The organism is Clostridioides sp. ES-W-0016-02 (assembly GCF_020641035.1).
In the GTDB taxonomy this organism is placed as follows: Bacteria; Bacillota; Clostridia; order Peptostreptococcales; family Peptostreptococcaceae; genus Clostridioides.
The window spans coordinates 2,477,795-2,495,241 of the sequence record NZ_CP061361.1 but is presented as its reverse complement, the minus strand read 5'-3'; the positions used below and the strand labels follow the sequence as shown (position 1 = coordinate 2,495,241).

Below are 17,447 nucleotides of genomic sequence, written 5' to 3'. Positions count from 1 at the left end.
AGTGATAAAGTGCCTTATGCAACAGAAGAATACTATAAAAACGATTATGGTGGAAATCTTATAGAAGATGAAAAGTTAATTAGTAAATTAGAAAGAGCATCTGACCAAATAGATGTTTTAACATTTAATAGAATTGTTACTATAGGTTTTGATAGTTTAACAGAGTTTCAAAGAGATAAAATAAAGAAAGCTGTGTGTATACAAGCTGATTTCATATATAAGTATGGAGAATATATTGATATGCCTTTAAGTGGGTATTCAGCAGGGGACATATCTTTAAGCTTTAATGCAAGTACTATAAATGGTATAACTACTACAAATGAAATAATTAACTATTTATCTCAAACAGGTCTTACTTGTAGGAAGATATAGATGAAACTACCATTTCCTAAATGGATTTTAGTTACACCTGTTAAGATATATAGTACTTATATAAGTGAAGATGGAGAGCCTATTGAAAGTTTGATACTTGATGGTATGTGTAACTATTCTGAAAAAACTAAACAAACTTTAGATAAAGAAAGAAAACTTATAACTTTAGTTGGAAAGATTATTTGTGAAGGTGATATTTATCCAAATAAAATATTGCAAGGATATATTGAAATACAAGGTAATAAAAGAGATATTTATAGAGTATCAAAACCGAGGAATCCAGATGGCTCAATTTTTTCTACTGAAATAGAATTAATTTAAAAAAAGCCCTCATTTTGTCTTAATATGTGCTATTATTTTGTTAAAAGGGGGGAGTTTTTATGATAATTTCAGATGAACAATTGAAACTAGTTAAAAAAGATGCAGGTGGATTATTGGGAGCAGTAGGTGGTACTTATGTGGATTATTGTGGTGGAGTAACTGGATTAAAAGAAAATTCAAAAGGACAATTATTAATATTAAAAAATGGATTTTCGTTTGATAGTTTGTTTCAAAAAAAACTATTTATTCCACTTGATAATGTACTTAAGGTTTATAAATACAATAATGTGATATTTATAGACTTTATAGAAGAAGAAAATCAGTATAGAGTTGAATTTAAAGCAAAAAACATTGATAAGATAAAAGAGATGACAGATGCCATTAAAAGATTAAGTGGAGATATAGAGATAGAAAAACTTCAAGCTAGAAAGCAATTAGAGGATATTCCAGTAGGAGATGAGTTTATATACTCAAATGATTCTGAAGGAATTAATGTAAAAGAATATAAAGAAGAAAAAGAATTACCCTATTTATCTCTAACAGATATAGAGATAGCTTCTATTATAGAAGAATGTGGATATAATAAAGTTAACTCTATAAAACAAATAAATAAATTAACCAGTTTAAGTTTGACTCAGTGTAAAAAGATAGTTGATGATTATTTTATAAATAATAATTTGGGGAATATAGAAAAATATGATGCAATAAAAGATTCTAATAATGAAAAAAAACATGAGGATAAAATTAAAAAGCTTCAAGAAAAACAACTTAAGCTTGAAATGAAAAATACAAAACTAAATATAAAACAACAAAAAAATGCTATAAAACAAGATAAAAAAACAGCTCGTTGCCCTAAGTGTGGCTCAACGTCTCTATCAGCACATAAAAAAGGTTTTGGTATAGGGAAAGCTGTTGTTGGAACATTAGTTACTTCTAATCTTATTGGTCTTGTTGCTGGAAATGCAAATGCTAAAAAAGTTAGAGTTACATGTCTAAAATGTGGTAAACAGTTTTGGGCATAATAATTATTAAAGAGTACTTGTTATATCAAGTACTTTTTTGTTTTGGAGTTGATGGTAATTAAAAATCCATTTAGAAGTAAATTGAGTATTGATATAAAAATAAATAATACCAAAATTAATAAATTAAAAAAAACTCAAAGAGAAGCTGTTAGAATGACAGCAGAAGCTTTAAAAACAGAAATTAATACAATGCAAGTTGTGCCAAAGCAAACAGGAGTACTTGAAGAATCTGTAAGCATAAATTTGAAGTTACTTAATAAAGGACAGCTTAAAATAATATATGATACACCATATGCTAGACGTTTATATTATCATCCTGAGTATAATTTTAGAAAAGACAAAAATAAGAACGCACAAGGTAGATGGTTAGAAGTTTTTACAGAAGGAAATAAAAAAGATTTCTCAGAAAAAGCATATTATAAATGCTATAAAAAGTTAACTGGAGTGTAAAATGTATCTTAAAGATATTAAAGAATGGTTAAAGGAAACCATAAGTAATAAAAATATTGCATTTTATATTGGTAAGATAGATGCTAATAAAGAAAAAGTAATAGGTATCTATAATAAAGATAGTAACAGTAATAAAATAGCTATAGGTGGACTTATAAATACATCAACATCCACTAAAGCTATTACAATTTTAATCCATTGGAGTAAAAACTGTGACACAACTGAAAAAATGTCTAGATGCATTTATGATTTATTTAATGGTAAAACAGTTGTCATTAATAAAGTAAATGCTTTTTTTATTATGAAAAATGATGAACCAGTATTTTTAGGTACTGATGAAAATGGAATTTATGAATATGTAATTGATTTAGATATAATTTATGAAAGGTAGTGATTAAATGGCTGGTAAAAGTGGAGTAGTACCTGTATATGACTTAACATTTGGAGTTAATACAACTGGTAGAGCTGGTGATGCAGATACTATTGTTAAAGATGCAGAATCATTAAGTGTTAGTATTGATGGAAATATAGAAGAATGGAATCCTATGGATCAAGGTGGATGGACAAGAAGGTTAATGACATCTAAGTCTTTATCAGTATCTATGGGAGGAAAAAGAAATTATGGAGACCCTGGTAATGACTATATAGCAGGGCTTGCTTTTAAAAATGGACAAGATTGTAATAGTGTATTTTCAATCAATTTTCCAGACGGAGCAACTCTTAAATTTGACTGTATAATAAATGTAACTAGCATGGGTGGAGATTCTACTGCCACAGATGCATTAGAATGGGAAGCATTAAGTGATGGTAAACCAATATATACACCTGCATCAGGTTCTAGTGAAAGCTAGAAATAATTATTAAGAGGAGTTAAAATATGTCAAATATAATAGATATATCAACAAAATTAACAAACGAAAAACCAAAAATAAAGATATCAGAAGATAAAGTATATACTGTGAATAATAGTAAAAATACTGTTCTCATAGTAAATCAGAGAATGTCTGAGAATAATTCAAATGAAATTGAGCTTATAGATGATGCTTTGAAACTATTACTTGGAGAAAAGGCATTCAAGGAAATAGATTCAATGCAACTTTCATTTGTAGATTACAAAACCATATTCATAGCAGTTATGGCTGCTATATCAGGAGAAACTTACGAAGAGACAGAAAAGCGATTTCAAAACTCAAAATAAATCTGATGGATTTTATGATTTATATGAAGATTGGGAATTAATAGAATCAAGTTTTGCAAAACAATATGGAATAAGACTCCGAACTGAGATTGATATGTCTTGGTCGGAGTTTTGTTCTTTATTGTCTGGAATTATGCCAGAGACACCTCTTGGTCAAATAGTATCAATTAGATCTGAAAAAGACCCTAAAACATTAAACAGTTTTACTAAAGAACAAAGAAAGATAAGAAATGATTGGATATTAAAACGTAATAAAAAACTTAGAGAAGATAAAAATAATTATTCTTCTTATATAAATAACTTTCAGAATTGGTGCAAGGAAACCTTTAGTTAGAAGGGAGGTGCATAGATGAGTATTAGTGTAGGTACTATAAATTTAGGTTTAAATATAAATCAGGGGACTTTTAATAAACAATTAAGTGGTATAGCAAGTGGAGCTAAATCAACAATTGGAAGTGCTTTTGGTGGATTAGGTAAAATGGTGGGAGTAGCATTAGGTGCAACTGCAATAGCAGCATTTGGAAAATCATGTATTGATTTAGGCTCTGATTTAAATGAAGTGCAGAATGTAGTAGATGTTACATTTGGAAGTATGGCACAGGATATTAATGATTTTGCTAAAACTTCTATAACTCAAATGGGTATGTCAGAAACAGCTGCTAAAAGATATACTGGAACTATGGGAGCGATGCTTAAAAGTTCTGGATTATCAACTAAACAAGCTGCTGATATGTCTAAAACTATAACACAATTATCTGCTGATATGTCTTCATTTTACAATCTTGATGCAGAGGAAGCATTTACGAAAATTAGAAGTGGTATAGCAGGAGAGATAGAACCTTTAAGACAATTAGGTATTAACATGTCAGTTGCTAATTTAGAGGCATATGCAATGTCAAAAGGAATAACTAAAGCATATCAAAATATGAGTCAATCAGAACAAACTTTACTCAGATATAATTATTTACTAAGTGTTACAAAAGATGCACAGGGCGATTTTGTCAGGACTCAAGGAGCCTGGGCAAATCAGACTAGAATACTTTCAGAGCAATTCAATGTTTTAAAAGCTACATTAGGTCAAGCTTTTATTAATATGCTTACACCAGTTGTAAAAATGCTAAATACACTTATACTTAAACTACAAGTTGTAGCACAACAATTTAAAGCTTTCACAGAATCTGTTTTTGGAGATAATGCATCATCTGGTAGTTTTGGCTCTATACCTAAAGATATTGAATCAATTGGAAATAACTCTGATGGTGCAAGTGATTCAATAAATGGTATTGGTGATGCATCAAAAGATGAAGCAAAAAAAATAAAAGGATTAATAAGTGGTTTTGATGAGATAAATACACTAACTAAAAATTCAGATACTGAGGGCTTAGGAGATATGGGAAATGTAACTTCCCCTATTAGCCCTAATATAGATACAGGAAATTTATCAAAAGTAAATCAAGAACTAAATAAAATGTTAGCAGATATGTTTAAGCCATTTCAAGATGCTTGGAGTAAAGAAGGTCAAGCAACTATTGATAGTATGAAATATGCCTTTACAAGTATAAAAGATGTAATAAAATCAATAGGTTCGTCATTTAAAGAAGTATGGACAAATGGTACAGGAACAGAAATATTAACTACTACTCTTCAGATACTTCAAAATATATTTAATGTTATAGGAGACATTAACAATGCTTTTATAATAGCTTGGGAATCTAATAATTTAGGAACTCAATTAATTCAAAGTATATCAGATGCTTTATTGAATGTATTAAGAATTATTAGAGATATAGGAAATTCTTTTATAGAAGTTTGGAATAATGGTACAGGTATTGAATTTTGTACAAATATACTTAATTTACTAAAAACAATATTTGGTATTATAGGAAGTATTGCAGGTGCATTTGATATAGCCTGGAAGAGTAATGAAACAGGAACAATATTAATACAAACTATATTTGATATGCTAAATTCTATTTTAGGGTTAATAAATAATATAGGTCAGACTTTTGTTGAAGTATGGAACAATGGCACAGGGGTAGAAATAAATACACTCATACTTCAAATATTAACAGATATCTTTGGTACTATAAATGAAATTACAGATGCATTTAGTATTGCATGGGAAAGTAATAATATCGGAAAACAAATAATTCAAGGAATATGTGATATTATAACTAATTTGCTTACATTAGTTCACAATACGCAAGAAAGTTGGAGAGAAGCTTGGGAAATTGTAGGTATTCCACTTGCAACAACTTTTTATGAAATTTTAAATGCCATTATAGGTGTAATTGAAAACTTAACAGGAAAGTTAGTAGAAGTTTGGGATAATGGAGGAGAGCATTTATATCTAGGAATTGTAAAACTAGCACAAAAAATCTTTGAACTAGTAGGATATGTTATAACAGATTTCATAGCACCTTTTGCTAATGGTCTGATAGATATACTGGCACCAGCAATTTCTTTTGTTTTAGATGTATTAGGTACTTTTGCTGATTACCTAGCTGATTTTATAGATTGGTTATTAAATGATGGTAAACCAGTTCTAGATACCATAATAATTGTTCTTGGAAGTATGGCAGTTGCTTTTGGAGTTGTAAAGGCTGCATGTACAGTATTTGATACTGTTAAAAAAGGAATAGATATATTTAATGGATTAAAAAATACGATATCAGCAGCTGGTGGAGTCATGAGGTTAATTCCACAAGTTTTAGGAACAATGTTAGGTCCATTTGGTTTAGTTGTTGTTGCAGTAGGAGCACTTATAGCAGCAGGGGTACTTTTATATAAGAATTGGGACACAATAAAAAAGAAAGCTTCAGAAATATTTGGTTATATAAAGGATTTTATAAGTGGCGTATGTAGTAAAATTGGTGGATTTTTTAATTCAATGGGAACTAAAATAAAATCAGTTATAAATAGTATACCAGGTGTGTTTAAAAAAGCATTTAATGGTTTAGCAAATATAGTAAAAGCACCACTTAATGCTGTGATAAAACTATTTAATAGCAGTTTAGGAAGTCTTAAATTTGATATTCCAGATTGGGTTCCTGGTTTTGGAGGTAATTCTTTTGGTATACCTAAAATACCTCTTCTTGCAAAGGGTGGTATCATTGAACAACCAACATTAAGTATGGTTGGAGAAAGAGGAACAGAAGCTGTAGTACCGCTTGAAAATAATACACAAGGACTTGATTTATTAGCAAGTAAAATTATGGAAAGAATGAATGGATTAGGAAGAAATAATAATACAAGTGGAGATTTAACAGTAGAATTAAAAATGGATGGAAATAAAATGGGTGAAGTTGTAATAAAAGCATTTAGACAAATGGAAAGAAAAACAGGTAAAACAATATTAGAATTATAAGGAGTGGTGATATGTTATCTATAAATGGTGTAGACATAATTGCTCCTACAGTTTTTCAAGTAGATTTAACTGATATAGATGGAGAAAGTAATAGAAATGCAAAAGGAGAGATGTGTCGAGATAGAATAGCAACTAAAAGAAAGTTAAGTTGTGAATGGGGTATTTTAGATTCAAGTGAAATATCTATACTTCTAAATCAAGTAAAAGATGTGTTTTTTAGAATAACATATCCAGACCCTGTTTTAGGGCATATAGAGACAAAGACTTTTTATGTAGGAGACAGGTCTATGCCTGTTGCGTTAAAAAAAGATAATAATATATTTTGGCAAAGTTTGAAGATGAATTTTATAGAAAAGTAAGGAGGTATATTCATGGATATAAAAATAAGTGACAGATTACTTTATCAAAAGGCTTTAAATGAGGTTGTAAAACTTCAAAACGATTTAATTATACAAAAAGCTATTAATGATGAAAAAGATACTTATATTATTGAACTACAAGAAAAATTAGCTGAGTTTGAAGAATGTGATAATAATGAAAGAAACTAGTCAAGAATATAAAAAAGCAATATTGGAAAATTCAAGGATTATAAGTTCTAGAATTATAATAAATAATCAAAAATATACTGATGAAGATATAATATCTATAAATATAGAAGAATCTATTTTAAATAATGAAAAGTTTGAACTTGGTGGAGGAATAGCTACATCAGTAAACGTAGAAATAAATAACTATTCTAACAAATTTAAAGACTATAAATTTAAAAATAAATGGTTTGACCTGTATTTTTATATAGAAATAGCAATAAATGAATATCAATCAAGAATAGAAGAAATTTATTTTGGAAAATACTATATATTCGAAACAGAGTTAAGTGGAAAAATAATAAAACTTGAATGTTATGATACCCTTATATTAACTGATAAAGCCTACAAACCAAATATAGGATTTCCAGCAACTGTTTATGATATAGTTGTAGATATAGCGAACATTTTAAATCTAAAATTAAGTGATAAGATAGTAAAACGTAGATTCAATAATAATGACTTACTTATAGAATATAAACCAAATTCAGATGAAGCTACATATAGACAAGTTTTGATGGACTGTGCAGTCATTGCAGGGTCTTTTTTGATTGTTAAATATGGTGAAATAGAATTTTTAGACTTAATAGAAACAGATGTACAAATCACAGGTAATAATTGGTTTGATGTAACTATAGGTAGTGAATCTAATAAAATAAATTTTGTTGATATAAATGGAGTAGTTGCTGGAGACCCTTTTGAAAATGGATTACAATTAAGTATTTTATTACTTGATTACAATAAGGAAAGTGAGATAAGAAAAGTTGCACAAAGCATTTTAAATAAATACAAGAATTTTGTTTATACTGGTTTTAGTATGGATTGGCAGGGTGATTTTGCACTTGATGTAGGTGATAAATTAATTATCTATGATAAAGATGATATACCAAAGACTACATTTATAAGTGATAATAATATAAATTACAATGGTGGTCTTAGTTCTACAGTTAAAGCAAAGATAGATAAAGAGGAAGTTAAAAGTGCATCAAGGACTATACAGAGGCTTGATGGTAATTTGAAAAAACTTGAGAGTGGCTTTATTCAAACAAATGAAAGTATAGAACTCTATGTAAAAGAAATTACAGATAAACAAGAAACTTTAGAATCTAAGTTTGAAATATTGTCTGGTAGTATAGAAGCTATAGTACAAAGTACAGTTGATGAAGCAGTATCAAAGATTGTAATTGACACTGAAAAAATAGTAATGGAAGTAACTAAAAAAATAGATGGTGAGTACATAGTATCAACTATTAACCAATCAGCAGAAAAGATAGAGATGTCTGCAATAAATATTGATTTGGAAGGATATGTTACTTTTAATTCTCTTGAAGATGAGGGAGAAACTAGAATAAATGGTAGCAATATAATAACAGATACTTTATCTGTTGATAAGTTAAAATCAAGTACAGATAATCCAATTATTCATTTATTTGTAAATGAGGAACGAGGTATTGATTGTTCTATTGATGCTACTGCCCAATATGAAGAGGGTATTGGAGATGCACTAAGATATAAGAGAGATTCTGAAAATTATCTATGTATTAGAGAAAATTCTTTCGGACTGTATCAAAGTGGTTATCCAGAATATGAAGTATTTAAATTTAGCAACAATGCAAATTCTTGTTTTATAGATACTGTAAATGGAAAAATATCTTTTGAAAAAGATAAGCTATATTATGAAAATGAAGGTATTAAAAAAAGAATATTGTTGGAGGGTGATGTAACTGAAGATAGTGGAGGAATTATAAAGCCATCAGAAGAAGCAAAGTTTTTTGTTAAAAATGGACAAAAAGTATCAGATGTATTTTCAGAAGGTCTTTTTGCTTTTTTTATAGGGACAATAGAAACAGAACAAGGAACTGTATATAGATTAGAATCACCAGATTTTTATAGATTTACAATACGTACTAAATGTAAATCTATGGAACTATCTGGCTATAAAATAGTAAAACTTATTGCAAATCTAGAGTATTATTCTTCAGATAGTAAAGAAGGTCAGGTAATAAGTGCAAAATTTGGATTAAGTGCAGATAGTGAAGAAAATTATACAACTTCTAAGTATAAGAAAGAACTAGTATTAGATGATATTAAAAAAACTATAGTGAATAGATATAATGTAGTATTGACTTGTCCATTTAATTTATTAAATGGATATATTAATATATGGTTTGATAATAGAAATCTTGAGTTTTTAAGAGTAAAGTTAGATATAATAAATTGGTGGATAGAATAATAAATATTTTAAATAAAAAGGTAGGTGAGTAAAAAATGAGAGATAAAACCTATACCATTGATTTGAATACTAAAATATATTCTGTTCCAATATACAAGCAATTTGACAATTTAATACCTTTTTCAATAAGATTAGTTGAAGATGGCAAAGATATAGATTTGGAGGGATATACAGCATTAGCATTTTTTCAGAATGATAAGGTACTAATCCAAAAGGATTGTGTTATAAATGGTAACATTGTAAAGGCTATTTTAGATAACAATATTCTTGCATTACCTGGATTAATTAAGGTAGAATTTCAATTTAGAAAAAATCAAGAGATAGTAACTACTTTTCAGATGAAAATACAAGTCGAAGAATCATTAGACAAAGATAATGCTATAGAATCAACACCTCAATGGGATTTATTAGGCCAAGCAATCCTTGATATTACAAATTCAATAAATGATATAAATGACACTAAAGATAATTTAATAAAGGATATAAATACTAATATAAGTACCTTAACTAGTAGGATTGATAGTTCTGTAGACTTAATGACTCAAGATATTAATATTGCTAAGGAGAATCTAGTAGACGATATATCAGAGTTAGCTACAAAAGTAGATGAACGTGTAGCACTGGAGATATTTGATGGAAATTATAATAGATTAATTAATAGACCAACTAAAGTATCTGATTTTGAAAATGATGTAGGGTATATAACAAGTTCAGACATAGATAGTTCACAAAATCATGTTCATACAAATAAGGTAGTTTTAGATGGAATTACACAAGATAAAGTGATAAGTTGGGATGCTAAAACAAACTTTGATGGTAATTATGATAGTTTAACAAATAAGCCAACTAAAGTATCTGATTTTGAAAATGATTCAGGATATATAACAAGTTCAGATATAGATACTTCACAGAATCATATTCATGAGAACAAAAAAATACTAGATGAGATTACACAAGAAAAAGTAGATAATTGGAATTCAAAGTCAGAATTTAATGGAGATTATAATAATTTAACTAATAAGCCAGACTTAAGTTCAAATGCAATAACAGGATTAAAATTTTGGACTGGGACACAAGCTGAGTATGATGAAATAATAGATAAAGAGAATACAACTTTATATATAATCAAAGAGGACATAATATTATGATGAAAACTGGAATTCAAAATGTAAATAATGTGTTTCTGGGAAATCAAAACATAAATAAGATTTTATTTGGTACTAATGAAATTTATTCCAATATGATAGGAATAAAACATAATGAAAAATACAATCCTTTTATGACAGCCAATAATAAGCCAGAACCATTTGAAGTCAACGCAAGTCAAAATACATGGGGAACATATAAAGCGTTTACTGAAACTTTAGGAGATGATTTAAACTTAACTGGTTTAAGTAAAAACACAAGTCAATGGGTTCAAATAAAACTAGATAAAGATATAAAGATATGGGCTATTAAAATGCACTTTAGAACAACTATTTCAAATCAAGATACTGCCCAAGTACCTTTTAAATTTAAAGTGTTAGGCTCCAATAATGGTGTAGATTTTATTGAAATATACAATTGCGAAAGTTGTAATCCAGATTTGTTTTGTAAATGGAAGGATGACACTTCTAAGTATGATTTTTCGGATGCTGATTTTATAGAAGTGAGTTGTAACAATAAATATCAGTATTACAGAATTGAATTTTTTAATACACAAAGTATATCAAAAGGAAAAGTAACTAATACAGAAGGAACTGAAGTTAAAATAACACTATTGAATTTATATCAGTTAGAATAGGAGGTCACTATGGAACAACTAGTAACAGAGTTAAGTAGCTTGGGAGCAATAGGTATATTATGTGCCCTTTTATTTAAGAATACTATGCAAGAGAAAAAAGAAGATAGGGATATGTATAAAAAGACTGTAGAAAATTTTATTGAACTATCTACACAACAACAAGAAATAAATAAAAACATACTTGTTGAAATGGGAACCATGAAAACTGATGTAGAAGTAATAAAAGAAGATGTAACAGATATAAAAGTTATGCTACAGAAAGAAGATGTTTAATATGAAAATATAAATGGCATAAAATGTTAATAATTAATTTTACACTCTTTATAAAGAATTAGATTTTATAAATAAATAATAATTATAATTAAAATATATATTCAAAGATAAAATCTAAGATATACTATATAATTTATATACATATAAGGAGACCAAAATGAATCGTGTACAACTTAGTGAATACCTATTTTTTAAATAAATAGTTAATAAATTAGATAAAAAAGTATTATAAGGTATAAGGAGTATAGGAATAGTTCTTTATGCCTTTTTTATGATTAAAAAATAAATGGTGGCAAAACCTAACTTGCCACCATCTTGCCACCGAAAATAAAGAATAGAATAAATTTAAATTAAGCATAATAAAACATAAACAACAAAACTGACATTAATAAATTATTGAAATACCAACACTTGTTAAAAAATAACAACAATAAACAAATAAAATAGATAAATATATCCAATTAAGGTATAATTAAGTTTTATATGATATAGTTATATTTGATAATTGACAATGGTAAAACTTGGAGGGAAAAAATGGATGAAAAAAAAATAGATAATATGAATTATTCATATAGTAACTATTCTAAAAAAACAGGTAAGCCAACTAGAAAAATAAAAAATAATAACCTTACACTTGAAACTAAAGAAGATAAACTTTGTTCTAGTTGCAACAAAGAAAATAATCCTAAAGATAATTACTGTAAATTTTGTGGAAATGAACTTTATGAAATAGTATCATTAAAATCGAGCGAAACAAAACTTGACTTAAAATCTAAAATAAAAGAACTCTCATATCACGCAAATACAAGAGGGATATTTTTAACGACTTTTTCAACTATATTCATATTGCTTGTTATTTCGTTAATATTTAAGGCTATAATTACTATTCAATTTAATGATATCAGTTACATGATAAATCCAGCACATATAATGTTAGCCCTTAATCTAGGTCAAATTAGCGTATCTATGTCTACTATGATGGGTTCTGGATTTATAAGTGCAAATATAGGATTGTTAATATTACTTATAATTCCTGTTTTAGGATTAATTATATCAAATTTAATTTTTATGAGAAAAAGATGTAAGGATTCAAAAACTACATTAGCCAATTCTCTTGGAGTGGGAATTTTCTATGGATTAATTTTAGCTATTTTATGTACTTTTACTAATGTTAAAACTAGCTCACATAGTATGCTAGAGTATGGATATGCTTTAGAGTATAGTTATGAATTTTTTAGTGCACTTTTAAATGGATTTGTATTAGGATTTATATGTACATATATAACTAATTATAGAAAAAGCTATGAAAAAGAAAATATGTATATGTCCCTTTTTTCAAATGCTATTAAAATATTCATATTAGGTTATGTTTTAGTGTTAGCAATACTTTTTATATTAACTATATCTGATAGTAGTTATTTAAATGAATTGAATATGAGTGGATATTCAAGTGGTATCGATTTATTTGCTGTATTGCCACAAATTGCTAGTTACATGTGGGCTTTTGCAAATGGAATTTCGGTAACAATAATAAATTCAACAGTTTCAATGCTTAGCTTAGGCTCATCCTCTTTATTTGGAGATACTAAATTAATGTTTTATGCAATGGGGGCTTTGTCTGCATTAATAATTTTATTAAATGGATATAAATTAAGATTTAAATATGATACAGATAATATTAAACCTGTAATAATATTTAGTATATATTATGCATTTTTAATGGGTATGTTGGCTCTATTTAGTACTTTTATACTTGATAGTAATATTAACTTCTTTAATACAACTAGCTATGGAACAACTCTAGTTATGCAATTTAAATTGTTCTCAACTATTATAATTTCATTTATATACAGTTTTGTGATATCTTTAATAGGATATAAGCTAAACTCAGCTGATTAAATATGATTGGAGGAAACTTCTGTGGAAGAAAATAATAAAAAGACAGTAGATGATAAATTTTCTAAGGTTAAGAAAAGATTTGGTAATGGAAAATTTAAGATTGAATTATATAAAGAAAAATCAAAGATAAATAGAGAAATTGATGATATTCAAGAAAAGAAGAGTAAAATCTTTTTAGAAATGGGAATGTTGACTTATCAAAAAATTAGAGAAAATTCTATTGATGATGAGTGTTTTGATAAATTCTGTGATGAGTTATTAGAACTTGATAAGATAATTTATGAAAAAAATATGGAAATTAATGATATGGAAATTGCAGAAAGCAATGTAACTTGTGAATGTGGCTATATTGGAAATATAAATGACAAATATTGCGCTGAATGTGGTAAAAAATTTGAATTAGATAATGATTGCGATAATTTTATAGTTTGTGGTTATTGTGAAAGTGAAGTAGATTCGGAATCTGAGTTTTGTCCATGTTGTGGTAGAAAAATTATTATGGATTTAGAGTAATATTGGGGAACCTATGTATTGTATACATGGGTTTTTTTATTGAAATCATTTGTATCTATATAGGAATGAAAATAAAAACCAAAAAAATGAAATAAATTTTCTTAAAACTGTGAAATATAAGGAAATACTTGGAATAAATCTATAAAAAAATAGAATTAATAAAAAAATATGAAAAAATATTGCAAAGAAAAAGTTTTCATGTTATTATTAATACATAAATTAAGAAAATAAATTTCAGAAATGAGGTAATCGAAAAAATGCTAGATAAGGTAAAGGGAAGACTAATAGTATCATGCCAAGCTTTAGAAAATGAGCCTCTTCATAGTTCTTTTATAATGGGTAGAATGGCTAAAGCTGCTCAAGAAGGCGGAGCAGTTGGCATTAGAGCTCAAGGAGTTGATGATATTATTGAAATAAAAAAAGTTACTGGACTTCCTGTTATAGGTATTATAAAGAGAAATTACGAAGATTCAGATATATATATAACACCAACTAAAAAAGAAGTAGATGAGCTTTTAGCAACAGGATGTGAGATGATAGCACTGGATGCTACTAATAGAGTTAGACCAAACAATGAAGATTTAAAAGAAATTATAAATTATATAAAAGAAAATAATGTTTTAGTAATGGCTGATATTTCAAATTATGATGAAGCTATTAAGGCGCAAGAATACGGTGTAGACTGCGTTTCAACTACATTATCTGGATACACTCCATATACAGAAATTTTAGATGGTCCAGATTTTGTATTGATGGAAAGATTGGTTAAAGATTTAAAAATACCTGTAATAGCAGAAGGAAAAGTAAATACTCCTCAAGATTTAAAGAAAGTCTTTGAAATTGGAGTTCATTCATCAGTTGTAGGTTCAGCAATAACAAGACCACAATTGATAACAGAAAAATTTGTCAAAGCAATTGAAATTAATTAAAAAATTAATTTATAAATTAAAAATTAATTATATTTAACTATATTTGAAAATTAAAATTGGAGGTAAAGATATGAGAACAACAGATATGAAAGGAATTTATTCAGCATTATTAGTTTCATTTGATAAGGAAGGAAATATAAACGAAAAAGGGTTAAGACAAATAATTAGACATAATATAGATGTTTGTAAAATAGATGGTCTTTATGTAGGAGGAAGTACAGGAGAAAACTTCATGCTTTCAACTGATGAAAAGAAAAAAATATTTGAAATAGCTAAGGACGAAGTAAAAGAAGAAATAAAGTTAATAGCTCAAGTTGGTTCAGTTAATTTAAAAGAAGCTGTAGAGCTTGCTAAATTTACAACTGATTTAGGATATGATGCTATAAGTGCTGTTACACCTTTTTATTATAAATTCGATTTTGAAGAAATAAAACATTATTACAATACAATAATAAATTCTGTAGACAATAGATTAATAATATACTCTATACCATTTTTAACTGGTGTTGATATGAGTTTAGATCAATTTGGAGAATTATTTGAAAATGAAAAAATAATAGGTGTTAAGTTTACAGCAGCAGATTTCTACTTATTAGAAAGAATGAGAAAAACATTCCCAAATAAATTAATATTTGCAGGATTTGATGAAATGATGTTACCAGCTACAGTTTTAGGTGTAGATGGGGCAATTGGTTCTACATTTAATGTAAACGGTATCAGAGCTAGACAAATATTTGAACTAACGAAGAGTGAAAAAATATCAGAAGCACTTGAAGTACAACATGTGACAAATGATTTAATAACAGATATATTAGGAAATGGTCTATATCAAACAATTAAATTACTACTTGAAGAACAAGGCGTTGAAGCTGGATACTGTAGACAACCTATGAAAGAAGCAACTGATGAAATGAAATCAAGAGCGAAAGAAATATACAGAAAGTATTTTTAATAAAAATACTTTTAGTATGGGAGGATTGGTCAAATGGTAGGATTTACTTGGATAGATTTTGCAATACTAGTAGTTTACTTATTGGCAGTTTTATTTGCAGGATTGTTATTTTCAAAGAAGGAAATGAAAGGAAAAGAGTTCTTCAAAGGTGATGGAACTATTCCATGGTGGGTTACATCAGTATCAATATTTGCCACATTATTAAGCCCAATATCATTTTTATCACTAGCAGGTAATTCTTATGGTGGAACATGGATTTTATGGTTTGCACAATTAGGTATGTTTATAGCTATACCTTTAACAATAAAATTCTTCTTACCTTTATACAGTAGATTAGAGATAGATACTGCATATGAATACTTAGAAATGAGATATGAAAGTAAAGGACTTAGAGTACTTGGAGCTTTAATGTTTATAATATACCAAATAGGACGTATGTCTATAATAATGTATCTACCATCAGTAGTTTTAGCAGGTCTTACAGGAATACCTGTAAATGTGTTAATAATAGTTATGGGGGTAATAGCAATAATTTATTCATATACAGGTGGATTAAAAGCTGTTTTATGGACTGACTTTATACAAGGTATGGTACTAATAGTAGGTGTTACAGGTACGCTATTTTATTTAATATCAAGTATAAATGGCGGATTTGGAACAGTGATGGATACTCTTACAAGTGGGCATAAGTTCTTAGCAACAAATGAAGTTATGTTTGATAAAAACATACTATCTACAAGTGCATTTATAATATTTGTTGGAGCTGGTCTTAATACTTTTTCATCATATGTATCAAGTCAAGATATAGTTCAAAGATTTACTACAACAACTGATATAAAACAACTTAACAAAATGACATATGGAAATGGTGTTTTATCAATGGGACTTGCAACAGTATTTTATCTAATTGGAACTTGTTTATTTATATACTATACTCAAAACCCAGATTTAGCACAAACAGTTCAACAAGACCAAGTATTTGCATCATATATAGCTTATGAATTACCAGTAGGTATAACAGGAATACTACTTGCAGCAATATATGCAGCATCTCAGTCAACTTTATCAACAGGGCTTAATTCAGTTGCTACAAGCTGGACTTTAGATATACAAACTATTATAACAAAAGATATGAGTATGGAAAGACAAACTAAGGTTGCACAATATATATCATTAGGAGTAGGTATACTTTCTATAGTTGTTGCAATAATCTTAGCAAATGGAGAAATAAAGTCAGCATATGAATGGTTCAATAGTTTTATGGGGCTAGTTCTAGGAGTTTTAGCAGGAATATTTGTACTTGGTGCGTTTTGTAAAAGAGCAACTAAAATGGGAGCATATATTGGATTTGCAGTATCAGCAATTTTAGTTGTTTATCTAAAATATAGAATGCCAGAAGTAACTTCTTGGGCTTATTCTCTAATAACAATAACTACTTCTGTAGTAGTAGGAACAGTATTTAGTGCAATAGAATCTAAAGTTAAAGCAAAAGTATCTTTACCAAAAGCTGAAACTACAGTTTATTATGAAAAATAATATAGAATTTAAATA

20 protein-coding genes are annotated in these 17,447 nt (G+C 27.8%); all 20 read left to right on the top strand.

Annotated elements, in window-relative coordinates; all coding sequences use genetic code 11:
- Positions 1-9 precede the first annotated feature (9 nt).
- The 20 genes from IC758_RS11985 (at position 10) to IC758_RS11890 (ending at position 17,432) form a co-directional block, all read left to right on the top strand.
- The gene (locus tag IC758_RS11985; protein WP_021384765.1) at positions 10-372 is read left to right on the top strand and encodes a hypothetical protein; all 363 of its coding nucleotides are present in this window, start codon (positions 10-12) and stop codon (positions 370-372) included.
- Positions 373-693, top strand: coding sequence for a hypothetical protein (locus IC758_RS11980; RefSeq protein WP_219673960.1), 321 nt, complete (start codon positions 373-375; stop codon positions 691-693). It begins immediately after the preceding gene.
- A 59-nt stretch (positions 694-752) separates the two neighbouring features.
- Complete coding sequence (locus IC758_RS11975) at positions 753-1,715, top strand: hypothetical protein (protein WP_227860461.1); 963 nt, start codon at positions 753-755, stop codon at positions 1,713-1,715.
- A 51-nt stretch (positions 1,716-1,766) separates the two neighbouring features.
- Entirely contained in the window at positions 1,767-2,165 is a 399-nt protein-coding gene (locus IC758_RS11970; RefSeq protein WP_227860460.1) for a minor capsid protein, read from the top strand.
- Position 2,166: 1 nt separating this feature from the next.
- Positions 2,167-2,556: a minor capsid protein gene (locus IC758_RS11965; RefSeq protein WP_227860459.1), complete on the top strand. Its 390-nt coding sequence runs from the start codon at positions 2,167-2,169 to the stop codon at positions 2,554-2,556.
- 7 nt (positions 2,557-2,563) lie between these two features.
- On the top strand, positions 2,564-3,016 hold the full coding sequence (locus tag IC758_RS11960; RefSeq protein ID WP_227860458.1) for a phage tail tube protein: 453 nt from the start codon (positions 2,564-2,566) through the stop codon (positions 3,014-3,016).
- 26 nt (positions 3,017-3,042) lie between these two features.
- Positions 3,043-3,363 carry a hypothetical protein gene (locus tag IC758_RS11955; RefSeq protein ID WP_021384760.1) on the top strand — a complete coding sequence of 107 codons (321 nt, stop codon included), beginning with the start codon at positions 3,043-3,045 and terminating at the stop codon, positions 3,361-3,363.
- Positions 3,305-3,697 (top strand): Gp15 family bacteriophage protein, encoded by a 393-nt coding sequence (locus tag IC758_RS11950; RefSeq protein ID WP_044213490.1) that lies wholly within the window; start codon positions 3,305-3,307, stop codon positions 3,695-3,697. The genes IC758_RS11955 and IC758_RS11950 overlap by 59 nt, the downstream gene beginning before the upstream one ends.
- A gap of 15 nt (positions 3,698-3,712) precedes the next feature.
- Complete coding sequence (locus IC758_RS11945; RefSeq protein WP_227860457.1) at positions 3,713-6,730, top strand: hypothetical protein; 3,018 nt, start codon at positions 3,713-3,715, stop codon at positions 6,728-6,730.
- Between the two features lie 11 nt (positions 6,731-6,741).
- Positions 6,742-7,089 carry a DUF6711 family protein gene (locus tag IC758_RS11940; protein WP_227860456.1) on the top strand — a complete coding sequence of 116 codons (348 nt, stop codon included), beginning with the start codon at positions 6,742-6,744 and terminating at the stop codon, positions 7,087-7,089.
- Between the two features lie 12 nt (positions 7,090-7,101).
- Positions 7,102-7,278 (top strand): hypothetical protein, encoded by a 177-nt coding sequence (locus IC758_RS11935; protein WP_021384774.1) that lies wholly within the window; start codon positions 7,102-7,104, stop codon positions 7,276-7,278.
- The gene (locus IC758_RS11930; protein ID WP_227860455.1) at positions 7,265-9,547 is read left to right on the top strand and encodes a gp58-like family protein; all 2,283 of its coding nucleotides are present in this window, start codon (positions 7,265-7,267) and stop codon (positions 9,545-9,547) included. The genes IC758_RS11935 and IC758_RS11930 overlap by 14 nt, the downstream gene beginning before the upstream one ends.
- Before the next feature lie 35 nt (positions 9,548-9,582).
- Positions 9,583-10,695 (top strand): hypothetical protein, encoded by a 1,113-nt coding sequence (locus IC758_RS11925; RefSeq protein WP_227860454.1) that lies wholly within the window; start codon positions 9,583-9,585, stop codon positions 10,693-10,695.
- Positions 10,692-11,330 (top strand): discoidin domain-containing protein, encoded by a 639-nt coding sequence (locus IC758_RS11920; RefSeq protein WP_227860453.1) that lies wholly within the window; start codon positions 10,692-10,694, stop codon positions 11,328-11,330. The genes IC758_RS11925 and IC758_RS11920 overlap by 4 nt, the downstream gene beginning before the upstream one ends.
- 9 nt (positions 11,331-11,339) lie before the next feature.
- Entirely contained in the window at positions 11,340-11,603 is a 264-nt protein-coding gene (locus tag IC758_RS11915; RefSeq protein WP_227860452.1) for a hypothetical protein, read from the top strand.
- Positions 11,604-12,137: 534 nt separating this feature from the next.
- The gene (locus IC758_RS11910; RefSeq protein WP_227835419.1) at positions 12,138-13,502 is read left to right on the top strand and encodes a hypothetical protein; all 1,365 of its coding nucleotides are present in this window, start codon (positions 12,138-12,140) and stop codon (positions 13,500-13,502) included.
- Between the two features lie 21 nt (positions 13,503-13,523).
- Positions 13,524-14,015: a zinc ribbon domain-containing protein gene (locus IC758_RS11905; RefSeq protein WP_227434928.1), complete on the top strand. Its 492-nt coding sequence runs from the start codon at positions 13,524-13,526 to the stop codon at positions 14,013-14,015.
- Positions 14,016-14,272: 257 nt separating this feature from the next.
- Entirely contained in the window at positions 14,273-14,944 is a 672-nt protein-coding gene (locus IC758_RS11900) for an N-acetylmannosamine-6-phosphate 2-epimerase (protein ID WP_227835420.1), read from the top strand.
- A gap of 70 nt (positions 14,945-15,014) precedes the next feature.
- Positions 15,015-15,896: an N-acetylneuraminate lyase gene (locus tag IC758_RS11895; protein ID WP_413926681.1), complete on the top strand. Its 882-nt coding sequence runs from the start codon at positions 15,015-15,017 to the stop codon at positions 15,894-15,896.
- Between the two features lie 33 nt (positions 15,897-15,929).
- Positions 15,930-17,432: a sodium:solute symporter gene (locus IC758_RS11890; protein ID WP_227434925.1), complete on the top strand. Its 1,503-nt coding sequence runs from the start codon at positions 15,930-15,932 to the stop codon at positions 17,430-17,432.
- The last annotated feature ends 15 nt before the right edge of the window (positions 17,433-17,447 follow it).

Coding starts and splice junctions, on each gene's coding strand:
- IC758_RS11980 (WP_219673960.1), top strand. CDS start 373: ATGAAACTACCATTTCCTAAATGGATTTTAGTTACACCTGTTAAGATA.
- IC758_RS11975 (WP_227860461.1), top strand. CDS start 753: ATGATAATTTCAGATGAACAATTGAAACTAGTTAAAAAAGATGCAGGT.
- IC758_RS11970 (WP_227860460.1), top strand. CDS start 1,767: ATGGTAATTAAAAATCCATTTAGAAGTAAATTGAGTATTGATATAAAA.
- IC758_RS11965 (WP_227860459.1), top strand. CDS start 2,167: ATGTATCTTAAAGATATTAAAGAATGGTTAAAGGAAACCATAAGTAAT.
- IC758_RS11960 (WP_227860458.1), top strand. CDS start 2,564: ATGGCTGGTAAAAGTGGAGTAGTACCTGTATATGACTTAACATTTGGA.
- IC758_RS11955 (WP_021384760.1), top strand. CDS start 3,043: ATGTCAAATATAATAGATATATCAACAAAATTAACAAACGAAAAACCA.
- IC758_RS11945 (WP_227860457.1), top strand. CDS start 3,713: ATGAGTATTAGTGTAGGTACTATAAATTTAGGTTTAAATATAAATCAG.
- IC758_RS11940 (WP_227860456.1), top strand. CDS start 6,742: ATGTTATCTATAAATGGTGTAGACATAATTGCTCCTACAGTTTTTCAA.
- IC758_RS11935 (WP_021384774.1), top strand. CDS start 7,102: ATGGATATAAAAATAAGTGACAGATTACTTTATCAAAAGGCTTTAAAT.
- IC758_RS11930 (WP_227860455.1), top strand. CDS start 7,265: ATGAAAGAAACTAGTCAAGAATATAAAAAAGCAATATTGGAAAATTCA.
- IC758_RS11925 (WP_227860454.1), top strand. CDS start 9,583: ATGAGAGATAAAACCTATACCATTGATTTGAATACTAAAATATATTCT.
- IC758_RS11920 (WP_227860453.1), top strand. CDS start 10,692: ATGATGAAAACTGGAATTCAAAATGTAAATAATGTGTTTCTGGGAAAT.
- IC758_RS11915 (WP_227860452.1), top strand. CDS start 11,340: ATGGAACAACTAGTAACAGAGTTAAGTAGCTTGGGAGCAATAGGTATA.
- IC758_RS11910 (WP_227835419.1), top strand. CDS start 12,138: ATGGATGAAAAAAAAATAGATAATATGAATTATTCATATAGTAACTAT.
- IC758_RS11900 (WP_227835420.1), top strand. CDS start 14,273: ATGCTAGATAAGGTAAAGGGAAGACTAATAGTATCATGCCAAGCTTTA.
- IC758_RS11895 (WP_413926681.1), top strand. CDS start 15,015: ATGAGAACAACAGATATGAAAGGAATTTATTCAGCATTATTAGTTTCA.
- IC758_RS11890 (WP_227434925.1), top strand. CDS start 15,930: ATGGTAGGATTTACTTGGATAGATTTTGCAATACTAGTAGTTTACTTA.